This is a genomic window from Lysobacter hankyongensis (genome assembly GCF_039543145.1).
GTDB classification, from domain to species: domain Bacteria; phylum Pseudomonadota; class Gammaproteobacteria; order Xanthomonadales; family Xanthomonadaceae; genus Lysobacter_I; species Lysobacter_I hankyongensis.
This window is the reverse complement of the sequence record NZ_BAABJE010000002.1, coordinates 158929-182874: the sequence shown is the minus strand read 5'-3', so window position 1 is coordinate 182874 and position 23946 is coordinate 158929. Positions and strand designations below refer to the sequence as shown.

Below are 23946 nucleotides of genomic sequence, written 5' to 3'. Positions count from 1 at the left end.
GAGGTGGTTCGAAACGTGGGGTTCGGACTTCGCGACGTGGAATCCGCTGCGGCGGCGATGCGGAATCCGTGGACGCGCGAAGGACTACAAACGGAAAACGGCGCGGCGCAGGGTCATTGCGCCGGCGGCCGGAACTGGGCGACCAGTTCGTCGAGGTTGAGGATGTGCGCGTCGATCCGCTGGGTTTCGCGCAGCAGTGCGGCCTTGTTGGATTCCGACTCCGACTGCAGCTTGGCGACATCCGCCGCGGCGGTGCCGATGGCGTCCTGGATCTGCGCCTCGAGCGCGGCGATCTGCTGGCGCAGCTCGGCGACCCGGCCGTCGCGGCTGCTTTCCAGCGCGGCGATGCGTTCGCGGTTGGACTGCACCACCGCGTCGGCGGTGCCCTGCATCTGGCGCTGATGCCCGCGCAGCGCGGCGACCTTGGCGTCGGCGTCGGCGAGCACCTGTTCCATCGACCAGGTTTCGTCGGCGACATCCATGGCGGTGATCGCGGCCCGGCGGGTGGCCGGATCCAGCGCGCGCAGCCCGTCGACCAGCTTCAGCAGACGCTCGACCGGGAACTGGGCCTCGGTGAGCCCCTGACGGACGTAGATGTCGGCGAAGCTCAGACCTTCCTCGATGCCGGCGACCGCGGGCGCAGCAGGCGCGGCATCGCCCGGCAGCGGCGGTGGTGCGGTCGAGATCGCCGCCTCGGCCTGCGCGGCACGACGGATGATGGCGTCGATGTCGTCGTCGCCGGCCGGCGCGGGCATGGGCGCGTCCGTCTCCGATCGCTCGATCAATCGCGCCGCTTCCAGCAGTTTCTTCAGTGTCGCCATGGGGTCCCCGCCTCGTGCGGCATGCTGCCAAGAATACGGGAAGCGCCGGGGGAATCCATCGCGCCGGCGCGGGCCCGGACGCTCACTCTCCGGTACCGGTGGCGACCAGCACGAATTCGGCCTTGGCCAGTCTGAGGAGCGCGACGCCCTCGCCCCGCTCGATCACCGTGCCCGGGAACTGCTGCAACCGGTCGCCGACCATCACCACCGAGGTCGCCCCCGGCGCCGGCGGGGCGCCTTCGGGCAACGGCGATCGCGCCGTGCGGACGATGCGCTCGAAACCTTCGCGCAGCGCCGCGAGCAGCGGCGCGCCATCGTTGCGCGTCCAGTAGGCGACGGGGTCGACGCCCTCGGGCACGGGTGCGCCGACATAGTGATAGAAGGTCAACGGGCCGAGGTCGCGGATCGACATGTGCTTGCCGCGCACCTTGCGGAAGCGCTGGAGCCGCAGCGTGATCACGACCTGGCGATCGTCCCAGCTCAGCTGCACCGCACCGGGGTCCGGGAGATGCGACGCGAACACCGGCCCCTGGACGACCATCGCGTTGCCGCTGTCGCGACCGGCCAGGACCTGCGCGACCTGGGCCTTCCCGGCCTCGCGGGCGAAGACGATGCGGGAAGCGGGGCCCTCCGCGACGCCATCGGCCCGGGCGATGGCGTCGCGGATCGCGGTCTCCAGGCGCTCGGGCGTCACCAGTGCGGCCACCGCCGACATCCGCTCGGCCCGCGCCATCGCGACCTTGCCGTAGGTCATCGGATCGATCCACAGCACCTCGTCTCCGAAAATCGTGCGCTGCGGATCGAACTGCAATTCGGGCGACTCGCCCGTCGGATCGGTCCAGAAAGGCCGTTCGCCCTGGTCGGGAATCCGCTGGAACGGGCGACGGAAGATCGCCGGCCGCAGGCTCTTGAAGGCGTTGTCGACGATCACCGTCTCGCCTTCCTGCGCCGGCGCCGCGGCGAGCTGCAGCGGGCACAACAGGGACAGGCACAGCGTCCAGCGCCACAGGGATCGTATCCGGCTGATCTTGATCATGCCTCTCTCCTGCCGCTCATACGCCGTGGTTGCGCCCCTGCCAGGGCGCGTACCAGGCGCGGATGCGGGCGATGTCGGCTTCCATGTCGTCGCCGAGGAAAAACGGCTCGCCGATGCCGATGATCTTGTCGGGATAGTGGAAATACGCCGGCACCACCGGCACGTCGGCGGCCCTGGCGATCTTCCAGAACCCGGTTTTCCAGCGCTCCACGCGCTTGCGCGTGCCCTCGGGCGCGATCCCGATCCAGAACCGCTCCTCGCGCTGGAAGTGGACCAGCACCTGATCGATCAGCCCGCGGGCATCGCCGCGGTTGACCTCGATCACGCCCATCCGGCGGAGCAGCGGCCCGAGCGGCCACCAGAACAACTGATGCTTGGCGAAGATGCGGACGTCCACGCCCAGGGCGACCTTGGCGGCGAGCCCCAGCAGCCCGTCCCAGTTCGAGGAGTGCGGCGCGCCGATCAAGACCGCGCGCGGCACGTCGGGAAACGCACCGACCACTCGCCAGCCGGCGACGCGCAGGATCGAACGCCCCAGCCAGCGGGCGAAGCGGTTCGGGCGGCTGCGCGGCAGGCTGGGCGGCAGCGGAATCACGAGATCGTCGCGGGCCGTCCCCGGGCCCGGATCTGCGTCAGTCATCAATCCCAGTCCTTGTTGGCGCGGGTGCGCTTGACGCCGGAGCGCTGGCGCTTGGCGTCGAGGCGCCGCTGTTTCGCGGCCCGCGACGGTTTGGTCGCGATCCGCGGCGTCGGCGCGGTCAGCCCGGTCGCGATGAACGCGGCCAATCGCGCGCGGGCGTCCTCGCGGTTGCGTTCCTGGGTGCGGAACCGCTGGGCGCTGATGACCAGCACGCCGTCCGTGGTCACGCGCCGATCGCGGCGGGCGAGCAGGCGCTCGCGCACCGCCTCGGGCAGCACCGTCGAACGCGCCACATCGAAGCGCAGCTCGACCGCCGTCGCGACCTTGTTGACGTTCTGCCCCCCCGGGCCCGACGCACGTACGAAACGTTCGACCAGCTCCGATTCGGGAATCTCGATTGCAGTGTCCGTATTCTCGATGTCCACCCGACCCTCCGCGGTCGATTCTAAACGCTGGGGCGCGGACGGTTGGCGGCGCATGCCGATTTGACCGGGCCGGGCCGGCTGCCGGAAGATGCCGGTCCCCCATGGAGAATCGGATCATGGCCCGTCGTCAGCTCTCTGCCGCCCTTCTGCCGGCCGCGCTCGCCGCCTGCCTCACCGTCTTCGCAGCGCCAGGCGCCATGGCCCAGGACCCGGCCGCCGTCGGCGGCCACAGCGACCCCGCCCTCGTCGGCGGCGGTGGCTGGAGTGCGCCGGCCCGCCCGATGGACACGCTGTCCCCGGCGCAGTTCAGCCGCGAAGGCGAACAGAACCCGCAGCGCTCGGCGCAGGAAGTCGAGACGCTGCTGGGCATGGTCCGCGGCCAGCTCGACGGCAGCCGCGGCGACGGTACCGCCGCCGGCAACCGCGCCGACGCCATCCGCTACCGCGGCGACGCCGAGAACCTGATCCGCCGCAACTGGGACAAGCTCGGCCCGGTCACCCGCGATCTCTACACCGCGCAGTACGGCCGCACTAATCCGAACGACGCCAGCCAGCGCTACGTCTCGCCCTACGGCGATGGCGGCCAGATCGAGAACCAGTTGCTCGGCGGCGCGCGCGAGGCCAGCGAATCGATGCAGACCCTCGAAGATCTGCTGCTGCCGATGCTGCAGGATCTGAAGCGCGGCTTCGACACGGAACTGCGCAACCGCGCGAACGGGCGCTGACCGCAGCGCCCTGCCCCGGCGATCGCTGGGGTCTTCGTCCATACCATCGGTTGGCGGACCAACGGCACGTCCGCGATCCGGCCGCATCGACCATCCTGCGACGACACTCTCCGGGAAACGTCGCGATGCTCGCCGCACTGAAGAAGCTCTTCGCAAGCGACCCAGAACACTACGACGGCGTCCGCAGGATCAACATCTATCTCTTGCGGGTGCTGTATGCGCTGATGTTCTTCATGCTCGGACAGACGGTCTGGCAGGAAATTCTCTCGCACGAAGGCGCGTGGAAACCCCAGGAAGCCATGGTGTGGTCGGTGTGGGCGGCGTTCTCGGCATTGGCAGGCATCGGCATCCTGCATCCGCTGCGCATGCTCCCCATCCTGTTGCTGGAAATCGCCTACAAGGGCATGTGGCTGGTGCTGGTGGCCTATCCGCTGTGGTCCGAAGGCCGGCTCGCGGGTTCGCCGGCGGAAGGCATGACCGCGGTGTTCTTCCCGGTGATCCTGGTCGTCCTGATTCTGCCGTGGGGCCACGTGTTCCGGCGCTATTCGCCGTTCCGCCGCGAACGCTGAGCGCGCACCCGGAATTCCTGCCGACCCCAACGGTAGGGCGGCCTGAAATATTGTGATTTCTCGGTCACGACGGCATTCGTGAGCCGGCTGTGGTCTTGATTTACCGGGGCCCCTGGTCGCGACGGGTTTCGCGGATCAGGCCCAACGGGCGCGCGGCAGGACGCCGCGCGTTTTTCGACAGGACATGGATGTCCTGTCGAAAAACCCCGCGGAACCCGTGGACCCGGCGCAACGCGCCGGGCGCGACCGACGGGGTGTGCTTTCTTTGGGTTACTTTTCTTGACTCGCGCTGCGCGCTCGCCCTTCGGGCCGGCTTCGCCGTTCGCGCCGCTGCGCGGCGCAGTGGCACAAGCAAAGAAAAGTGACTCGCTCGCGGCAGCGAGCGAAACCAGAGACAAGCGGTAGATCGCTCCGTTCGCCTTCGCAACAAGCTGGATTCGAATAGATCAAAAGCAGGTCCCTCGCCTGCGTCTCGGGATGACAATCGTCTCCAGAATGATCCCAACCTGATGAACGGCACAAGGGAAAGGCGGGGATACCTCTGGAGAGGACCGCTGCGTTAGCGATGCATCGCTAGCGCAACGGCGTCGCGTCGAACAACGCCAGCGCCTTGGCGAATTCCGCATCCGGCGGCGCCACCGCATCCACGATCGCAGCGGTCGCGGGATGCTCGAAACGCAGGCGCTCCGCGTGCAGCAGCATGCGATGGATGCCCATCATCCGGAACGCGCGGTTGTGGCGGCCGTCACCATGGCTGGTATCGCCGATCAGATGATGCGACAGATGCTTCAGATGCCGGCGGATCTGGCGGAAGCGCCCGGTCTGCGGCTGCGCGCGCAGCAGCGCATAGCGCGATGTGGGAAAACCCGACGACGGCAGATCCAGCTCGCAGGTGCCGAGACGCTCGAAACGGGTGATCGCCGGCTTCTTCTGCGGCTTGCCCGGGCCGCCATCCAGCGGATGATCGACCGTGAACGCCACTTCGGTCGGCCAGCCGCGGCAGATCGCGAGATAGTGCTTCTCGAACGCATGCGACATCAGGGTCTTGCCCAGCGCCGACGCGGTCTCGCGATCGAAGGCCAGCAGCAGGCAGCCGCTGGTGGCGCGATCGAGCCGGTGCACGAGGAAGATCGGCCGAGCGAACTGTTCGCGCAGACGGTCCGCGAGAAAATCGGTCTCGCCGCGGGCCAGGGCGCTGTCGTGCGCCATCAACCCTGCCGGCTTGTCGACCACGGCCAGCGCATCGTCGCGGTACAACACCGGGATCTCCGTGGTCTCCATCGACGGGAACGGCGCGCCGGGGAGCTCCGGACAGGACTTCTGGGTCATCGCAGGCGTGCCGCCTTCTGGGAGAATCGGAGCGCATTCTCGCCGATCCACGGCCCTCGCGTTCATGGCCCGCCGCGGCCAGCCAAGGAGTTCCGATGTCGTCTTCACACCCGCGCTTCCGTCCGTTCGCCCGATACCTCTCCCCGCTCGCGCTGGCCTGCGCGCTCGCGCTGTCCGCGCCGCTCGCCGCTTCCGCGGCCGACGGCGTGGCACCGCCCAAGGGCATGACCGCCGGTCCCTGCGTGGAAGGCATCTGCGAATACAGCCTCGGCAACGGCCTGCGCGTGCTGCTGTTCCCCGACGCCAGCAAGCCCACGGTCACCGTCAACATCGCCTACGGCGTCGGTTCTGTGCACGAGAACTACGGCGAGACCGGCATGGCGCATCTGCTGGAGCACATGCTGTTCAAGGGCACGCCCAAACACGCCGACATTCCGGGCGAGATGAAGGCCCGCGGCATCGAGAAGAACGCGACTACCTCGCTGGACCGCACCAATTACTTCGGCTCGTTCCCGGCCAACGACACCACGCTCGACTGGCTGCTCGCGCTGGAAGCCGACCGCATGGTCAATTCCTTCGTCGCGAAGAAGGATCTCGACAGCGAGATGACCGTGGTCCGCAACGAGATGGAGCGCAACGAGAACAATCCGGGCGCGGTGATGTTCCAGCGCCTGCGCTCCACCGCCTATCTCTGGCACAACTACGGCAACAGCACCATCGGCGCGCGCTCGGACGTGGAAAACGTGCCGATCGAACGGCTGCAGGCCTTCTATCGCACCTGGTATCGCCCGGACAACGCGACCCTGATCGTCGCCGGCCGCATCGATCCCGCGGCCACGCTGGCGAAGGTGCAGCAGCACTTCGGCAAGCTGGCGCGGCCGAAGACGGCGCTGCCGAAGCTCTACACCGCCGAACCGACCCAGGACGGCGAACGCGAAGTCGTCGTGCGCCGCAGCGGCGACACCCGTCTGGTCGGCATCGGCTATCGCACGCCGGGCACCACCCACCCCGACAGCGCCGCGCTCGCGGTGCTGCTGAACGCGATCGGCGACGCGCCGACCGGCCGCCTGCACAAGGCGCTGGTGGAAACCAAGCTGGCGGCCTTCGCCGGCGGCGGCAACAGCGACCTGCGCGACGGCGGCATGGCCACCCTGATCGCGGTCACGCCCAAGGATGGCGACCTCGCCAAGGCCGAAGCCGAACTGCTGCGCCAGATCGAAACCCGGCTGACCGCCGAACCGCTGACCGCGGAGGAAGTGAACCAGGCCAAACAGCGCATCGCCAACGGCTACGAGCGCGGCTTCGCCAACGTGAACAGCGTCGCGATGGCGCTGACCGAATCGGTGGCCGCCGGCGACTGGCGCCTCTACTTCCTCGAGCGCGATCGCATCGCCGACGTCACCGTCGACGACGTGAACCGCGTCGCCCGCACTTATTTCAAGGCCAGCAACCGCACCATCGGCCGTTTCGTCCCGACCGAATCGGCCGACCGCGTCGAAATCGCGACGGCCCCCAGCGCCGAGGACGCGCTGAAGGGTTACACCGGCAAGGCCGCATTGGCCGCCGGCGAAACCTTCGACCCCACGCCCGCGAACATCGACGCGCGGACCCAGACCTTCACGATCGGCGACAAGCTCAAGGTCTCGCTGCTGCCGAAGGACACCCGCGGCGACACGGTCATCCTCACCGCCACCTTCCGCTTCGGCGATGTCGACGCGCTGACGCGCAGCCCCGAACCGGCCGGCAGCGTCGCCGGCGAAATGTTGATGCGCGGCACCAAGACCATGACCCGCGAGCAGATCGCGCAGCGTTTCGAAGCGCTGAAGACCGCGGCCAGCGTGTCCGGCGGCGCGCAGAGCGCGGAGATCTCGCTGAACTCGCGTCGCGAACATCTGGCCGAAGCCCTGACCCTGGCCGCCGATGTCCTGCGCAATCCGGCGTTCCCCGAAAGCGAGTTCGAGCAGTTCCGCCTGCAGTCGATCACCGGTCTGGAAAGCGCGCGCAAGGAGCCCGGCACCGTCGCCGCGCTGGCGATGAGCGAATACTTCGACCCGTGGCCGAAGGGCCACCCGTTCGCGTACAAGTCGATCGACCAGTCGCTGGCCGAGCTGCGCGCGATCAAGCGCGAGGACGCCATCGCCTTCCACCGCGATTTCTACGGCACCACCGAAGGCGAGATCTCGATCGTCGGCGACTTCGACCCGGTCGCGGTGAAGGCGCAGCTGCAGACGCTGTTCGGCGACTGGCGCAGCGCGCGGCCCCACGCGCCGGTGCCGACGCATTTCACCGAGGTCGCCTCACGCAAGGCGCGATTCGAAACTCCCGACAAGGCCAATGCCGTGGTGATGGCGCGCAGCAATCTGCCGCTGAACGAGAACGACGCCGACTATCCGGCCCTGCTGATCGCCAACAGCGTGCTCGGCGGCGGTTCGCTGGACTCGCGCCTCGGCGATCGCCTGCGCCAGAAGGACGGCCTGAGCTACAACGTCGGCAGCAGCATCGTCGCCGACAGTTCCCCGCAGGGCCGCGACGACGCCGGCCTGCTGTCGATCCAGGCGATCGCCGCGCCGGAGAATGTGGACCGCCTGGAAACGGCGATGCGCGAGGAAATCGCGCGTTTCGTCCGAGACGGCATCACCGCCGACGAGCTGAAGAGCGCGGTGAACGATCTGCTCACCCGCCGCCAGCAGAACCGCGCCAACGACGGCAGCGTCGCCGGCGGACTCGCGCGCAATCTGTACATGGGCCGGACAATGGCCTGGACGGCCGCGTTCGAGGCGAAGATCCAGGCGCTGACCGTCGAAGACGTGAACGCCGCGATCCGCAAGTACATCAAGCCGGAGGCGATCAGCGTGTTCGCCGCGGGCGATTTCGCGAAAGCGGCGAAGGGCGCGGCACCGGCGGCGAAGTAAGGAAGACGGCCTCACCTACGCTGCATGGACCGACTCCCTCCCCCACATCGGGGAGGAGGGTTGGGGTGGGGGCCGCAGGTCGCCCAAACGCCCCCATCCCGGCCTTGCCCCGCATCGCGGGGGAAGAAGACAAGTCGTGGAATACGATCAGCGTCGCGGCCAGGCCGCGACCAGCGCCCACAGGCCGCCGAGGCCCGCGATCCACGCCGCGGCCGGCACGCCGAACATCGGCGGACCACCGGCTTCCATCGCGAACAGCACCGCGGCCACGATCAGCAGGCCGGTGCCGAGGATCGCGGACACCATCCGCCGCTGCATCGCGCGCATGGTCTCGGCCAGATCGGCCAGATCGCGCGAACGCATCGCCAGTTCGTGTTTGCCGCCGACCTGCTGGCTCAGCCACGCGTGCAGCAACTGCGGCATGTCCGGCGCGCGCGTCACCAGTTCCGGCAGGCGCTTGCGGAATTCGCCGGCCAGCCGCTGCGGGCTGTAGCGTTCGAGCAGGATCTTCTCCAGCACCGGCTTGGCCACCGCCCAGATGTCGAGCTTCGGATCGAGCAGCCGGCCGACGCCCTCGATGTTGAGCAGCGTCTTCTGCAGCAGGATGAGCTGGGGCTGCAGCGTGAGTTCGTATTTCTGCGCGGTGCGGAACAGTTTCACCAGCACTTCGGCGAGCGAGATTTCCGACAGCGGTCGGGTGAAATACGGCTCGCAGACCGCGCGCGCGGCCGCTTCCAGTTCGTCGATGCGCGTATGCGCCGGCATCCAGCCGGCCTGCACGTGCAGTTCGGCGATGCGGCGATAGTCGCGGTTGAAGATCGCCATGAAATTCTCGGCGAGGTAGTACTGGTCCTCGGTGGAGAGCTGGCCGACGATGCCGAAATCGATCGCGATGAAGCGCGGGTTGTCCTTGCGCGCGGGATCGCTGTCGACCCAGATGTTGCCGGCGTGCGCATCGGCGTGGAAGAAATTGTCGCGGAACACCTGGGTGTAGAACACGCGCACGCCCTTGGCCGCGAGCGCGCTGCGGTCGATGCCAGCGGCGTCCAGCGCGGCGATGTCGTCGCTGGGAATGCCGTAGACGCGTTCGAGCGTGAGCGCGCGCTCCGCGGTGTGGCTCCAGATCACCTCGGGCACGTACAGGTCCGGCGAATCCTTCCAGAAGCGGCGGATCACCGAGGCGTTCGCGCCCTCGCGCTGCAGGTCGAGTTCGGCCGCGAGCGTGGTCTCGATCTCGCGCACGATCTCGCGCGGGCGGATCTTGTCGGCGTTCGGATGCGCGCGCTCCACCAGCGTGGCGAAGCTGTTGAGCAGGGCGATGTCGCCGCCGATCTGTTCCTCGATGTCGGGCCGCAGCACCTTCACCACCACTTCGCGCCCGCCGGGCAGGCGCGCGGCGTGCACCTGCGCGATCGAGGCCGACGCCAGCGGGGTGGTGTCGAAGTGCTCGAAGGCCTCGCGGATGTCCTGGCCCAGCGCCGACTCGACGATCCGGCGCGCGGCCTCGCCGTCGAACGGCGCCACCCGGTCCTGCAGCAGCGACAGCTCGACCGCGATGTCCGGCGGCATCAGGTCTCGGCGCGTCGACAGGATCTGGCCGAACTTCACGAAGATCGGGCCCAGCTCCTGCAGCGCGAGGCGCAGGCGCGCGCCGCGCGACATCGCCGCGACCTCGCGCGAGGCGCGCGGCACGAACGGACGCGCGAGCTTCAGCCAACGCTCGGCCGGGGTGTCGTCGAGCAGATCGTCGAGCCGATAGCGGATGAGCACGCGGCCGATGCGCGCGGCGCGCAGGAAAGCGCTCATGGAGCGTCACTCATGCCGCGATCCTCCTGGCGAGGCGCGCGACCCGCGCCTTCAGGCGTTCGGCGTCGTCGCGCAGGGTGTCGACGTCGTCGTGGAAGGCGTCGAGTTCGGCGCGCGGCACCACGTCGCGCGATTCCTCGGTGACGTATTCCGCCGCGGTCTCGGCGAAGCGGCGACCGCCGTCGCGGGCCTGGCGCAGCGCGGCGGCGACGCCGTTCGCGATCTGCACGCCGAGCACGTCGCCGAACACCGCCGCGAACGGCTGCTGCCAATCGGGATCGAAGCGTTCGGCCAGACGCTGCAGCCGGCGCGCGAGTTCGGCGTCGCCTTCGATGCGCATCGCGCCCACCGGCATCGCCTCGTCGTCGGCCTGCGCGCCGAGCAGCCGCGGCAACACCGTGCGCATGCCGAACGACAACACGCCACCGAGGGTGCCGCGCACGGCGAGATCCGGGGTTCGTTCGGGATCGACCGGCCCGACCCGCAGCCGCGCGCCGTCGACGGTGAGCCGCAGCGCCAGCGGGGGTTCGCCCGAGGCCGACGCGGCGGTCAGTGCCAGCACCACGCTGCGGCCGTCCAGCGCCTGCAGCGCGTCGCGGGTGTCGGGGTCCAGTGCGATGGCGCGGTTCAGCGCGGTTTCCAGCGCGCGACCGGCCAGGGGTTTCCAATCGAGGGGGGAGGTCATGGGGGCATTCTAGCGGGCGCAGCGGTGCCTGCCCCGATCGTGCATTGCGGTCGTGCGTTGCGCTTGATGGCCCGCCCCCCCAATCGCGGGGGAGGCCGGGGGCCCTGATGTAGGAGGGCCTTCAGGCCCGAGCTCTTCGTCAGGCAAGAGCTCGGGCCTGAAGGCCCTCCTACGAACGAGACGGCTCGGGCCTGGCAACGGCGATCAGGCGCCGGCCACTTTCGAATAGCTCGCCGTCAACCGCTTCAGCCCTTCCTCGATCGTCACCCGCGGCGCATAGCCGAAATCGCGCGTGGCCGGCGCCATCGAGTACCAGTGGGTCGTGCTCAACTGTTCGGCGAGGAATCGGGTCATCGGTGGCTCGTCCTTCAACCGCAGCAGCGGCCACAGCCCTTCGCAGGCGGCGCCGATGGCGTAGGCCGCCCAGAACGGCAAGGTCTTGTCGACCTCCGGCGCGCCCGCGGCGCGCAGCAGCGCGTTGACGATCTCGCGCACCGGTTTCGGTTCGCCGTTGCTGATGAAATAGGCCTTGCCGGCGCAGGCCGCGCCCGGCGCCAGATGCGCGAAGGCGTCGAAATGCGCCTGCGCCGCGTTGTCGATGTAGGTGGTGTCGATGACGTTGTAGCCACCGCCGACGAACCGCAGCCGCCCCGCACGCGCCCGCGACACCAGCCGCGGCACCAGCTGCTGGTCGCCGGGCCCCCAGATCAGCCGCGGCCGCAGCGCGACCACCGCGAGGTCGGATCCGTTGGCCGCGAGCACCGCCTTTTCGGCGATGGTCTTGGTGGTGGCGTACGGCGCCTTGAAGCCTTCGCCGTAGGGCACGGTCTCGGCGGTGCCGCCTTCCACCGGATGGGTGGCGCGATGAGTCACGCTCGGGGTGGAGGTGTAGACCAGCCGGCCGATGCCGTGGGCGCGGCAACCGGCGATGACGTTCTCGGTGCCGACGACGTTCGCCTGATGGTAGCTGTCGTAACTGCCCCAGGCCCCAGCCTTGGCCGCGTTGTGGAACACCGCGTCCATGCCGGCGCAGGCCGCGAGCATGGCATCGCGGTTCGCCAGATCGCCCTGGATCTGGCGCACGCCCAGCGGCTCCAGCGAACGATAGTGGCCGCGGTTGTAGCTCGCGACCTCGTGGCCCTGTTCGACCAGGCCCTTGCACAGCGCGTGCCCCAGAAAACCGCCGCCGCCGGTGACCAATATCTTCATGCGTCCTCGTTTGACTGCTTCCCCGCCGCTGCGGGCGGAGGGATCGAAGGCCCATGTTAACGAAGCGTCTGGGCACATTGGGCCGAACGCCGAGTTCGATGGGCGCCAGATCGGATCAGCCGCTCACGCAGCAGGCGGAGTTCCGGGCGTATGCTGCGGCCATCCGACTTCAGGAGCCCTGCCATGCGTCGTACCGCCCTCGCCCTCGCCGCCTGCCTCTCGCTCGCCACCGCCGCCGGTGCGGGCGCGCAATCGCTCGAAGACCAGCTCAGGGACCGGCTGCTCGGCAACTCCGGCAGTACCGGCAACCTCAGCGAACGCGATGCCGCCGGCGGCATCAGGGAAGCGCTGGCGCAGGGCGTCGACCGCGCGGTGCGCCAGCTCGGCAAGCCCGACGGCTTCTTCCGCGACCAGGCGGTGAAGATCCTGGTGCCGGAGAAACTGCGCCGGCTCGCCGATCTCGCGCGCCAGCTCGGCGCGGGCAAGAAGGTGGATGCCTTCGAGCTGTCGATGAATCGCGCCGCCGAAAAGGCGGTGCCGCTCGCGGCCGGCATCCTCGCCGACTCGGTTCGGCAGATGACGCTGCAGGACGCGATCGGCCTCGTGCGCGGCGGCGACACCTCGGCCACCGATTTCTTCCGCCGCACCAGCGAACGCAAACTCTACGACGCCTTCCGCCCGATCGTGGAAAAGCAAACCGCTTCGGTCGGCGTCACCCAGAAATACAAGGACTTCAGCAAGAAGGCCGGCGGCAACGCCCTCGCCGGCGCGCTGCTCGGCAATCAGGGCAACGGCGCCACCAGCGCCGACCTCGACGACTACGTCACCCGCGAAACCATCGACGGCCTGTTCCATGTGATCGCCGAACAGGAACGGCAGATCCGCAACAACCCCGCATCGCGCACCACCGACCTGCTGCGGCGGGTGTTCCGCTGACCGCGAACGCACGGCGGCATCGCCGCCCGAACCACCTGCGCACGGGCCCGGCATCGCCGGGCCCGTTTCGTTTCGCGCAACACGAACGTTGAGAATTTTCGACTGACGCATCGCAGCATCGACTGGATCGCGCAGCGCACGCGTATGCCGATCAAAAAACAGAGATCGATTGCTCAAATCGTAGATCGTATACGTGTATACGATCCGGAAGTCGCCCGGCGTCCACGCCCACGGCGGCCTCGTCGCGCGACAGCCCCCAGGACGAAGCCATGCCCTTCCCGCCCCCACGGGCTGCGGGAGGGGTGGGCTTTTCGTGTCGTTGCGACCCATCACGCCAACCACTTCAGTAAAGGATGATTCGCAATGGTTCGTAAGACCCCGATCTATGCCGCAATCGCTTCCGCCCTGCTGCTCGCGCCGTTCGCCCAGGCCGCCGCACCGGTGGCGGAAATGGGCGAAGCCGTCGTCGCCGAAACCCCGATGGCCAAGGCCATGGGCGCCGCGTCGTTCGCCACCCGCGAGAACCGCGGCCCGACCCTGATCGCGCTCGGCGCCCCCGCCCTCGCCGACGCCCGCGCGCTGAAGTCGCGCCGCCTGGATCAGGTCAAGCGCGGCCAGCCGCTGGAAATCGGCTTCTCCCGCAACGTCCCCAACGCCCGCATCGCGCTGTCGAAGCTCGGCTGGGAACGTCTCGCCGACGGCAGCCTCGCCACACGCTTCGAGGTCTCTTCCGACACCGCCGCCGCCCTGCGCGCATCGTTCGCGCTGAAGGCCACCGGCCGCGGCGCCAATCCCGCCGCCGTGACCCTGCGCTTCGGCGGCAGCGACGGTCGCGTGTTCGAGCAGAACGGCCTCGAATTCGCAGGCCGCGACGCCGGCTGGTCGCCGGTGCTGATGGGTGCGAAGGCGACCGTCGAAGTCGTCCTCGCCAAGGGCCAGCGCCCGCAGAACTTCAGCCTCGCGCTGCCGCAGATCTCGCACCTCGACATCAGCCCGATCGCCAGCGAAGTCGAGATCGCACGCGCCGCCAAGATCGGCGAGAGCGACAGCTGCGAGCGCGACATCGTCTGCCGCGCGAACCCGAGCGCCGGCTTCCTGTCGGCCGAGAAGGCCGTGGCGCGCATGGTGTTCACCAAGAGCGGCAGCTCGTATCTGTGCACCGGCACCCTGCTCAACAACAACTACTCGCCGAAGAAGCGCCTGTTCTGGAGCGCCGCGCACTGCATCAGCACCCAGACCGTCGCCAACACCCTGCAGACCTACTGGTTCTACAAGGCCACCACCTGCGGCGGCACCACCCAGGCCGCCGGCGCGGTCACGCTGACCGGCGGCGCGTACCTGCGTCACGCCAACACCACCCGCGACACCCTGCTGCTGGAGCTGAAGTCCGCCCCGCCGGCCGGCGCCACGTACGCCGGCTGGAGCAGCGCCGCCATCGCCGCCACCGGCACCGCGATCGAAGGCATCCACCACCCCGCAGGCGACGCCAAGATGTACTCGCTGGGTTCGGTCACCGGCCTCAGCACCTCGATCGACGGCAAGTCGCCGCTGTATCGCGTGGTGTGGACCACCGGCGTGACCGAAGGCGGCTCGTCGGGCTCGGCGCTGTTCACCGTCAGCGGCGGCAGCTATCAGCTGCGCGGCGGCCTGTATGGCGGCACCTCGTACTGCACCGCGCAGAGCAGCCCGGACTACTACTCGCGCTTCTCCGACGTGTATTCGTCGATCTCGACCTACTTCAACCCGTAAGCGTCAGGCGGGTCGATGCGATACCGACGGGCCCGGTGCGAACCGGGCCCGTTCTTTTTCAGGCACCGTCGTCGCGCGATGAACGATCAACCGACCGCGCGGCCCGCCGCCCACACCGCGAGTTTTTCGCGACCGATCTTGGCGTTATGGCGGATGTCGACCGGGAATGCCTTGGGGTAGTGCAGGAAACGCGGCACCTTCGCGGTGTGCACGTGGCCTTCGCCGAGATGGCGCAATTCGGATTCGATGCGTGCCCAATCCGAAGCGGGCACACCCTCGCGCAGCTCCACGCACAGCACCGGCACCTGCGCACCGAACGCGCCGATGCCGACCAGCGCGGTGCGGCGCACGTCGGGATGGATGTTGAACACCGGCTCGATCTGCTCGGTACACAGCGTCGTGTCCGCGGTCACCACGCGCTGGGTCTTGCGACCGCAGAACCACAGCCGGCCCTCGCCATCGAAATAGCCGAGATCGCCCATGCGGTGGACGATGCGTTCGCCGCCGTCGGACAGGGTTTCGCGGATCTTCGCCGCGCGGGTCTGCGCGTCGCGATTGAAATAGGCGTCGGTGGCGGTGGGCCCGGCCACCGTGATTTCGCCGACCAGGCCGCCATGGACCATGAGATCGTCGGACCACGCGTCGATCGGCGCGTCGTCCACGCGGATGATGCGCACCTCGTTCGGCGGCACCGCGCGACCGACGCAGGTGCCGGCGCCCTGCTCGGTGCGTTCGCGCAGCGTGAGCAGTTCGCGGCCTTCGATCACCGCCACCGGCAGGCATTCGGTGGCGCCGTACGGCGTCCAGAACCGCGCATCGGCCGGCAGCAGAGACTGGATTTTCGCGACCACGTCCGCCGGCACCGGCGCGCCCGCCGACATCACCGTCTTCAGCCCCGGCAGCGGTTGGCCGTAATCGGCCAGTACCCGCATCAACGCCGGCGAACCGAACAACTGATCGATCCCGAAGCGCGCGATCGCCGCATGCAGCTTGCGCGGATCGGCGTTCGCGGGCCGGGTCGGATCCATGTCAGGAATGATCGAGGTGGTGCCGAGCGCGGGATCGAACAGCGCGAACGGCGGAAAGGTCGGCAGGTTCGCGCCGCCCGGCGCGATGCCGAAGGCCTCACCCATCATCGCGATCTGGCCGACGAAATGCCGGTGACGATATACGACGCCCTTCGGCACGCCGGTCGAGCCGCTGGTGAACAGCAGCGCGGCGACATCGTCCGGCCGGGTGTCGGCGAGCTGCGGGCCCGCGCCCGCGCCGTCGCGCTCGACCTCGGCCAGGGTGACGTCGGCGAGGATCGCGCGCGCACCGGTGGTCACACGAATCGTCGCGCTGCGCGCCCACCCCAACAGCACCCGGGCGAACTGCGCCAGCGGAATGCCGATGAAGGCCGCGGCCTGCGCTTCGTCGAGACACTGCCGCAGCGCGCGCTTGTCGATGCCCGGATCGACCAGCACCGGCACCGCGCCGGCCTTGAACAAGGCGAACATCAGCAGGAAGAATTCCGGTGTCGGCCGCACCATCAGCACCGTGCGGGTGCCGCGGACGATGCCGCGCTTCGCGAGGCCGGCGGCGATGGCATCGCTGCGCGCGTCGAGCTGGGCATAGCTCAGCGCGATGTCGTAGCGGCCGTCGCGGCCGGGACAGCGCATCGCGATCTGATCGGGGCGTTCGCGCGCGAGGCGCGGCAGGCTGGCGGCGATGTTGCAGCAGTCGGTCATCGCTGAATTGTAGCGGCCCGCACCCGCCAGCCGTTACCGGGAGGCAATGTTCGGGGCAGAAGGCCATCGCGCGCATTGCGTAGAATCCGCGCATGCCCCACCCCTGCCTGTCCTGCGGCGCCTGCTGCGCCCACTTCCGCGTCAGCCTGCATTGGTCAGAAGCCGAGCCGAAACTGGGCGGCCGCGTACCGATCGCATTGACCGAAACCTTCGGCCCGCATCAGCGCAGCATGCGCGGCACCTGGGCGAAACAGCCGCACTGCATCGCGCTGGAAGGCGTGGTCGGCGAAGGCGTACGTTGCACGATCTACGATGCGCGGCCGAACGCCTGCCGCGACCTGCGGATGTCATGGGAACCGTTGTCATCGCAACCAATGTCGGGGGAAGGCGGTGGCCCGAACCCGCAGTGCGATCAGGCGCGGGCGGCCTACGGGCTTCCGCCGCTGACGCGGGACGAGGTCGAACGGGCGCTCGCGGAATCCGCGACGGGCTGATCAGCCCGCGCGACGCGACGACAGCGACGACAGCGGCCCGCGACCGTCGTCGGTCAGGCCCGCCATCACCATCTTCCGGAACGGCGCGAACCGCTGCGCGGCGCGCAGCGCGGCCCGCCGCAACAGCTTCGCGGGCGGCGCCTCGTCGGTGTAGAGGCCGGCGACCAGTTGGGTCGCGAGATACAGCGGCCGCGTCGCGCGGCGGTGCGCGCGTTCGTAGCCCTGCAACAGCGCATCGCTCCAGAACGGACGCCCGGCCGCATGCGCGTCGCGGATCGCGGTGGCCAGCGTGTCCTGCCCACGCAGACCGAAATTGAAACCGTGCGCGGTCACCGGATGCATGCCCACCGCGGCATCGCCGATGGTCGCGAACCGTTCGGCCACGAAATGCCGCGGATACACGCCCACCAGCGGATACGCGCAGCACGGGCCGACGAAGCTCATCGCGCCCAGGCGGCCGTGGAAGCGCCGCGCCATGTCCGCGCCGAAGGCCTCGGCATCCAGCGCCTGCACCGCCATCGTCTGCGCGTGCGGCAGGGTCAGCACCACCGACGACAGATGCGGATCGCGCAGCGGCAACAGCGCCAGCGTCTGGCCGTAATCGAACCACTCCCACGCGGTGTGCGCGTGTTCGCGCTCGTGGCGCACGCGGCAGACCAGCATGGTCTTGCCGAAATCGCGCATCGTCGCGGGAATGCCCATCGCGCGCCGCGTCTCCGAGAACCGGCTGTCGGCGGCGACGATCAGATCGGCCGTCAGCGTGGCGCCGTCGTCGAGCCGCACCTCGGCGCCGTCGGCATCGGTGCGCACGCCGGTGACGCGCAGGCCGTCGAACAACACCGCGTCGGTAGTGGCGAGCAGCTCCGCACAGGCCGCACGGCGGATCGCATGGTTCGGCACCAGCCAGCCCAGCGGTCCGGCCTCGCCCGATCCGCGGCGGAAGCGCAGACCGTCTTCATCGTCGCCGTCGAGCACCAGGGCATCGCGCAGTTCAGACACGTCGTCGTCGGCGAGCCGCGTCCACAGGCCCAGCGCCTGCATCAAGCGCTGCGAACGATGGGTCAGCGCGATCTCGCGACCGTCCTCGGCCGGATCCGCCAGCGCCGCGCGCGGCTGGCGCTCGACCAGCGCGATCCTCAGCCCGCTGCCGGCCAGCGAACGCGCGAAACACAGGCCGGCCGGCCCGGCCCCCACCACGACGATGTCGAACCTGTGCTCGGGACGGAACTGGGAAGCGGACATGGCGCCCTCGCGGCGTGTGCGAAGGCGGCAGGGTAGGCCCGGCGCGGTCGCCGGGCGTTGATCCGGGTCAATCGCGCCGATGGATCGACACGGCGCCGGCGTTCATAGCGGATGCGCGTCCAGAAAGCGTCGCATCGCCGGCACCAGCACCTCGTGCTTGTCTTCCAGCACGTAGTGATGCGCGTCCTCGAACGCATGCACCTCGGCCTCCGGCAGGGCGCTGCGGAAGCCTTCGAGGAAGTGGCGATCGAACACGAAATCCTGCAGGCCCCAGGCGATGAACGCCGGGCGGTCGGCATAGCCGGCCAGGCGCTCGCCCGCGGTCTTCACCAGCGTCCACGCAGGATCGCCTTCGGCCAGCGGAATGTCCTGCACGAAGCGCAGCGTCGAAATGCGGTTCGCCCACGAATCGTAGGGCGCAACGTAACCGCGATACACGTCCTTCGACAGCTTGCGCGCCACGCAATCGCGCGCGGTGCCCGCGGCGAAGGCGTTGAAGCCGCGGATCAGGAACGCGCCGAGCGCGGTGTTGCGGCAGAGGTTCAACTGCCACGGCATCGGCTTGGCCGGCGGCAGCGGGAACGCCGCGGTGTTGGTGATCAGCAGCCGGCGCACCTGCGCCTCATGCGACAGCGCCCAACCGAAGCCGATCATCCCGCCCCAATCGTGCACCGCAAGCGTCACCGGGCCATCGATGCCCAGCGTGTCCAGCAGCGTGGTCAGATCGTCGACGCGCGACTGCAGCGTGTAGGTGTAGCGGTCGTCGCCGGGCTTGTCCGACAGCCCCATGCCGACGTGATCCGGCACGATGCAGCGATATTTGTCGCGCAGCCCCAGCACCAGATGCCGCCAGTAGAAACTCCACGACGGATTGCCGTGCAGCATCACGATCACCTCGCCGTCGCGCGGACCTTCGTCCAGATACGACATCGCGATGCCGGGCCGGACTTCGAAGCGGTTGGGGGTGAAGGGGTAGTCGGGCAGGGCGTGTGCGGTCATGGCAGGCATCGGCAGGGAACGGTTCCATCGCCGACGACGCCGGCCCGGCCGTGACCGGCCGCGGAACAAGGCCGCCAAGGATAAGGGATAGTCGGAGCAAGCCATATGCCCCGTGGTCCCGGCGAAAGCCCGGGCCCAGCTCTGCTGGCCATGCCCGCATTGCCGGGATCAAGCCGGGTTCGTCGCATCTCGCGTGTCGTCCGCCTCGACATCGGCGGGCCCAGGGCCCGCCCTACGAGAAAGATTTTTTCTGCGAAGCCGTAGGGCGGGCTCAAGCCCGCCTTACGAGTTCTCCGGAACGACCTGTTCAGCGCATCGCTCGAAAACGACCCGCGTCTTCCCGCGCGCGGCCCATTGCCACCAGCATCTCCAGCAATTGCGGGAGACGCTTCTTCCAGGGCCCGCGGGCGGTGAAGCGTGCGGCGATGTCGTCCAGCGACATCGCCTGCGGGCTGGCCGAGAGCACGTCGGCGACCGCGCGCACCTGCGCCACCGCATCCTTCGGCCACGGCTGCGGTTTGGCGGCGGCGGTCGGCGCGACGGTCTCGGGCGCGTCGTCTTCGGGGCCGGTGTCGATGACCGCCTGCGCGGGCGGGGCCTGCGGGTTCTGGAATTCCGGCCGCAGCCAGCGCACGAGGCCGCGCGCTTCCTCGGCGGCGCGTTCGGCGTTCAACGCCACCAGCCGTTCCAGCACCGCATCGTCGAAGGCGCGCTTGGCCTCGTCGCGGGTCTGGCCCTCGGCGGGCACGTCGTTGCCGTGCGCGATCCGCAGCAGCGGCAGCAGATCGGACCAGCCGTAGGCGTCCAGCACCGCCGCATCCAGTTCGTCGTGGATCTGGCGCAGCACCGACACCAGACCATGCTCGTGGATCACGCGCTCCTTCGCAGTCAGCGGTTCGCCGCTGCGGAGTTTTTCCAGCACGTTGTACATGCCGGTGAGGGTGAGATCGGGATGCGCGAATTGTTGGCGTTTGCGATGGATGTCGAGCTTTTCTCCAATGGCACCAATGCCAACCTTCCTTTCTTCAACACAATCCGGAAATGGAAAAGAGGAAAAGCACATCGAAGAGTTGTATCTAGGCCGATCCTCCAGAGTACTACCCCGTGCTATGGCCCATGCCACGTGAATATGACTTGACAACACTGTCAACACGAAAGGATTTTCTGTGGCGATTGCCACAAGCCCATCGTCTGGCAGAATCTCGTTTTCTACGAAAGCAAAGAATCTATGCTTACTGACATAAACCGTTGCAATGTATTTTCGCAAATCAGAATGCGCAATTCTCAAAAGCTTTCTTGGCTCTGCAAAAATCCACCAGCGCTCTCGAACTGATGCCCTAGGATTCTCATCACGCTCCGGCTTCACCCGCTCCAACAACCATTGATACACCTCGGGAAACTGCTCCCGCACCTGCTCGGCATCCAATCCGAACATGTCGATCACACGCACATGTCTCGGCGTCTGGGTCAGATCGCGCCCATTGCGATACGGCCGCAAACGCCGTTCGAGCCCGGGCACGCGCCCGAAGCCGAGCGCGATCGCCTGTTCCTCGGTGACAGTCATGCCTTCGCCGTGCGGAATCACACCGCGGTTGCTCAGCAATGCGTTTGCACGCAGCGGAACCGCACCCGCGACATTCGCCCCGATCTTGAGGTCGGCGAACATCGTGCCGCGCTTGTCGAACAGTTCGACCTCGACTTCATCGTCGCCCGTATCGGGTTCGCCGACAACTTCGCGCAACAGCGCAATGCCCTGCCCGCCCTGCGCCACCGTCATCGCAATCCGCACCGCCGCACCATCGGCGACATCCACCCACGGATGATCCGGAATCGCGAAGACCAGCGACAGCGGCTGCTCACTCCCACCGTCGTCCCGGCGCAGGCCGGGACCCAGCGGTTGATCTTCAGAGCTGGATCCCGGCCTGCGCCGGGATGACGACGGAGAAATCGATGCATCGGCCTTGCTGCCGGCGGCTTTCGCGGTAGGCGGCGTCATGGCCGCTTCGATGACGCGACGGTTGAACGCCTGCCGGATCGAGTTCGTGGTGATCAGGCCGAAGCGTTCCAGTGCACCACGGCGCGTCAGCAACGCCGCGTAGTGCCACCAGTACATCACCAGATCGGCGGACTCGGGCACGTCGGGCCACGCGTCGCGCAGCGCTTCGACATAGCCGTCGCCCAGCGCGATCCGCATCCGCTTGTTACCGATGAACGGCGGATTCCCCACCACGAAATCCGCCTCGGGCCATGCGGCCCTGCGCGGATTGACGTAGCGCTCCACCGCCTTGCGCGCGGCCTCATCGGGAATCTTCTCGCCGGTGATCGGCGAAATCTTCATGGTCTCGCCGTCCCAACGCGTGACCGGCACGCCGCGTTCGTCGACGACCAGCTGCACGTCGTCGTAGGCCAGCACCGCGTCGCGATTCTCGATATTGCGGAAATCGCGGATCACCGGCACCGGCGGATTCACGTCGCCGCGGGTGCGGAAATGCCACTGCAGATAACCGATCCACAGCACCACTTCGGCGATGGCGGCGGCGCGTGGGTTGAGTTCGATGCCGAGCAGATTGTGCGGATCGACGGTTTCGCCCGCGGCGGCGTCGGCGCGTTCGCCGCCCAGCGCGAGGCCGGTCTGGCGGTCGCCCAGTTCGTCCAGCGCGTTCAGCACTTCGCCTTCGAGGCGCTTGAGATGTTCCAGGGTGACGTAGAGGAAGTTGCCGCTGCCGCAGGCCGGATCGAGCACGCGCACGGTGCAGAGCCGGTGATGGAAGCGGCGCAGTTCGGCGGCGGCCTCATCGGGTTTGCCTTCGGCGGCGAGCGCCATCGCCGCGACCTGCGCGTCGCTCCATTCCGCGCGCAGCGGTTCGATCACCGTCGGCAGCACCAGACGTTCGACGTAGGCGCGCGGCGTGTAATGCGCGCCGAGCTTGTGACGATCCTTCGTGCTGAGCGCGCGTTCCAGCAGCGTACCGAAGATCGCGGGTTCGACATGTTTCCAGTCGGCCTTCGCGGCCTGGATCAGCAGGGCCAGCTGCGGCTTGTCCAGCGGCAGCGTATCCGGCTGTTTGAACAGCTTGCCGTTGAACTGCAGCACCTCGCCGGCGATCGCGGCCGAGAACCCGCCGCGGTCCATGTCGCGCCAGAGTTCGCCGAGCATGCGCATGGCGATCTCCGGCTGTTCGGCGTAACGCAGCAGCAGATCGCGGAAGCTGTCGCCCGGCAGCAGTTTCACGTCCTCGGCGAACATGGTGAACAGGCAGCGCATCAGGAACTGGGCGACGGCTTCGGCGCCGTGACCGGCAGCTTCGAGGCTTTTCGCGAGTTCGGCGAGACGGCCGGCGATCTCGCGGGTGACGCGCGCGGATTCGCGGCTGGGATCGAGCGCGAGCGGATCGGTCCAGACCTTGCGCAGGCGTTCGCGCAGTTCCGGTTTGCGCAGGTCGTCCAGCGCGATGCGATGGCTGCGCGGGTCGGGAAATGGGGTGTAGGTGCCCCCGGAACGCGAGAACTCGGCATAGAGTTCGATGCGGGTGCCGACATCCACCACCACCACGAACGGCGGCCGCCCCTCCTCCGCCGGCAGCGCACGTGCGTATTGCTCGGCTTGGGTGCGCGCGCGCAGCAGCGCCTCGTCGAAGCCCCTGGTGTGCGCGCCGGCCTTGAGCTTCTTGGATTCGAGGACGAAGGCGCCGCGGCGGTACAGATCGATGCGGCCGGCGCTGGTGCTGCCGTCGCCATGGGCGAAGACGATCGGCCGCTCGAACATGTAGTTCTGTTCGGGCGTGGGGTGCGGCGCGTCGACGCCCAGCAGGCGGCAGAGATCGAGCAGAAAGCTCTGCGAGGTGGACAGTTCGGAGGCGGCGACGCCCTGCCATTTGGCGATGAATCGCTCTGCGTCGTCGTCGCTGGCGATGTCGCGGGGATCGGAAGGCGTCATGGCGGTCCTTTGCGGGTGTCGTTCGGCGTGCGGCGTTGAGTACCGTCACCCGGATATCGAAGACATCCGGTGGCAGAAACCTCCGGTGCGGGATGCCGACGATTCAGGCGTGCGGTACATGGGTGCCGGCTGTAGAACCGATCGTGGTCGCGAATCCGCACCGATTTGCGCTGCGGCTGGGTCTTGACCGCCTCACGGATGGCGGTCGTTTTCGTGGTGGTCGTTACGACGGCACTCAACTCGGCCAGCATGCGGTTGGCATGGTGCGGTAACTTCAGGGTCGGGGCAGCTTCGAAGCATGCCGGACTCAGCTCATGCAACGACCGCATCGACGCCCTCGGCAACATGTATAAAAACTGCGAATATTTATACACGTGGCGCGCGAGATGTTCAATTTGTCGGGTTTTGTATGCGCATCAGTCGGCGGGCTGACCGCGACCCGCCGCAATGAAAATTTCCATCGATTTTTTTCTGGCGCCGGCCCCGATGGAAAGCGGCTTTCGCCAGTCGATCACGCCCTGTGCGTCGTCGTCCCGGCGAAGGCCGGGATCCCGCTCTTCGGGACGCTGACACCGCCAGATTCAAGTGCTGGGTCCCGGCCTTTGCCGGGACGACAATGTCGGCGTTTGTGTTTCGCGTTGTAGATCAGGAGGGCGGGCCGACGTGGACCTGCCCCTTGTCCTATGCCTCTGTCTTGGCAGA

At 68.2% G+C, this 23946-nt stretch carries 18 protein-coding genes; 6 read left to right on the top strand and 12 right to left on the bottom strand.

Annotated elements, in window-relative coordinates; all coding sequences use genetic code 11:
• Positions 1-113: 113 nt before the first annotated feature.
• From ABD974_RS04665 to arfB, 4 genes are all read right to left on the bottom strand, one after another.
• Positions 114-821 carry a hypothetical protein gene (locus ABD974_RS04665; protein ID WP_345302129.1) on the bottom strand — a complete coding sequence of 236 codons (708 nt, stop codon included), beginning with the start codon at positions 819-821 and terminating at the stop codon, positions 114-116.
• An 82-nt stretch (positions 822-903) separates the two neighbouring features.
• A complete protein-coding gene (locus ABD974_RS04660) occupies positions 904-1857 on the bottom strand; it encodes a hypothetical protein (RefSeq protein ID WP_345302128.1) in 954 nt (317 codons plus the stop codon).
• A gap of 16 nt (positions 1858-1873) precedes the next feature.
• Positions 1874-2497, bottom strand: a complete 624-nt coding sequence (locus ABD974_RS04655) for a lysophospholipid acyltransferase family protein (protein ID WP_345302127.1) — start codon at positions 2495-2497, stop codon at positions 1874-1876.
• Positions 2497-2922 (bottom strand): alternative ribosome rescue aminoacyl-tRNA hydrolase ArfB, encoded by a 426-nt coding sequence (gene arfB / locus ABD974_RS04650; RefSeq protein ID WP_345302126.1) that lies wholly within the window; start codon positions 2920-2922, stop codon positions 2497-2499. The genes ABD974_RS04655 and arfB overlap by 1 nt, the downstream gene beginning before the upstream one ends.
• 116 nt (positions 2923-3038) lie before the next feature.
• On the opposite strand from arfB, the gene ABD974_RS04645 reads away from it, so the two are divergent.
• Both ABD974_RS04645 and ABD974_RS04640 read left to right on the top strand, forming a co-directional pair.
• Positions 3039-3647, top strand: a complete 609-nt coding sequence (locus tag ABD974_RS04645; RefSeq protein ID WP_345302125.1) for a hypothetical protein — start codon at positions 3039-3041, stop codon at positions 3645-3647.
• Between the two features lie 125 nt (positions 3648-3772).
• Entirely contained in the window at positions 3773-4216 is a 444-nt protein-coding gene (locus ABD974_RS04640) for a hypothetical protein (protein ID WP_345302124.1), read from the top strand.
• A gap of 573 nt (positions 4217-4789) precedes the next feature.
• On the opposite strand, the gene ABD974_RS04635 is transcribed toward ABD974_RS04640, so the two are convergent.
• Positions 4790-5497: a pseudouridine synthase gene (locus tag ABD974_RS04635; RefSeq protein WP_345302377.1), complete on the bottom strand. Its 708-nt coding sequence runs from the start codon at positions 5495-5497 to the stop codon at positions 4790-4792.
• Positions 5498-5640: 143 nt separating this feature from the next.
• Here ABD974_RS04635 and ABD974_RS04630 point away from each other — a divergent pair, with 143 nt between their 5' ends.
• Positions 5641-8457 (top strand): M16 family metallopeptidase, encoded by a 2817-nt coding sequence (locus ABD974_RS04630; RefSeq protein WP_345302123.1) that lies wholly within the window; start codon positions 5641-5643, stop codon positions 8455-8457.
• 147 nt (positions 8458-8604) lie between these two features.
• On the opposite strand, the gene ubiB is transcribed toward ABD974_RS04630, so the two are convergent.
• The 3 genes from ubiB to oleD form a co-directional block, all read right to left on the bottom strand.
• Positions 8605-10263, bottom strand: coding sequence for a ubiquinone biosynthesis regulatory protein kinase UbiB (gene ubiB, locus ABD974_RS04625; RefSeq protein WP_345302122.1), 1659 nt, complete (start codon positions 10261-10263; stop codon positions 8605-8607).
• 10 nt (positions 10264-10273) lie between these two features.
• Positions 10274-10948 carry a ubiquinone biosynthesis accessory factor UbiJ gene (locus tag ABD974_RS04620; protein ID WP_345302121.1) on the bottom strand — a complete coding sequence of 225 codons (675 nt, stop codon included), beginning with the start codon at positions 10946-10948 and terminating at the stop codon, positions 10274-10276.
• Positions 10949-11152: 204 nt separating this feature from the next.
• On the bottom strand, positions 11153-12157 hold the full coding sequence (gene oleD / locus ABD974_RS04615; RefSeq protein WP_345302120.1) for a 2-alkyl-3-oxoalkanoate reductase: 1005 nt from the start codon (positions 12155-12157) through the stop codon (positions 11153-11155).
• 183 nt (positions 12158-12340) lie between these two features.
• On the opposite strand from oleD, the gene ABD974_RS04610 reads away from it, so the two are divergent.
• Positions 12341-13093, top strand: a complete 753-nt coding sequence (locus ABD974_RS04610; RefSeq protein ID WP_345302119.1) for a DUF4197 domain-containing protein — start codon at positions 12341-12343, stop codon at positions 13091-13093.
• Between the two features lie 363 nt (positions 13094-13456).
• A complete protein-coding gene (locus tag ABD974_RS04605; protein ID WP_345302118.1) occupies positions 13457-14842 on the top strand; it encodes a trypsin-like serine peptidase in 1386 nt (461 codons plus the stop codon).
• Positions 14843-14928: 86 nt separating this feature from the next.
• On the opposite strand, the gene oleC is transcribed toward ABD974_RS04605, so the two are convergent.
• Positions 14929-16572 carry an olefin beta-lactone synthetase gene (oleC, locus tag ABD974_RS04600; protein WP_345302117.1) on the bottom strand — a complete coding sequence of 548 codons (1644 nt, stop codon included), beginning with the start codon at positions 16570-16572 and terminating at the stop codon, positions 14929-14931.
• Positions 16573-16664: 92 nt separating this feature from the next.
• Between oleC and ABD974_RS04595 the strand changes: the two genes are divergently transcribed.
• Complete coding sequence (locus tag ABD974_RS04595; protein ID WP_345302116.1) at positions 16665-17066, top strand: YkgJ family cysteine cluster protein; 402 nt, start codon at positions 16665-16667, stop codon at positions 17064-17066.
• On the opposite strand, the gene ubiM is transcribed toward ABD974_RS04595, so the two are convergent.
• The 3 genes from ubiM to ABD974_RS04580 form a co-directional block, all read right to left on the bottom strand.
• On the bottom strand, positions 17067-18308 hold the full coding sequence (gene ubiM, locus ABD974_RS04590) for a 5-demethoxyubiquinol-8 5-hydroxylase UbiM (RefSeq protein WP_345302115.1): 1242 nt from the start codon (positions 18306-18308) through the stop codon (positions 17067-17069).
• A 102-nt stretch (positions 18309-18410) separates the two neighbouring features.
• On the bottom strand, positions 18411-19307 hold the full coding sequence (locus tag ABD974_RS04585; protein WP_345302114.1) for an alpha/beta fold hydrolase: 897 nt from the start codon (positions 19305-19307) through the stop codon (positions 18411-18413).
• Positions 19308-19614: 307 nt separating this feature from the next.
• A complete protein-coding gene (locus ABD974_RS04580) occupies positions 19615-23244 on the bottom strand; it encodes a class I SAM-dependent DNA methyltransferase (RefSeq protein WP_345302113.1) in 3630 nt (1209 codons plus the stop codon).
• Between the last annotated feature and the right edge of the window lie 702 nt (positions 23245-23946).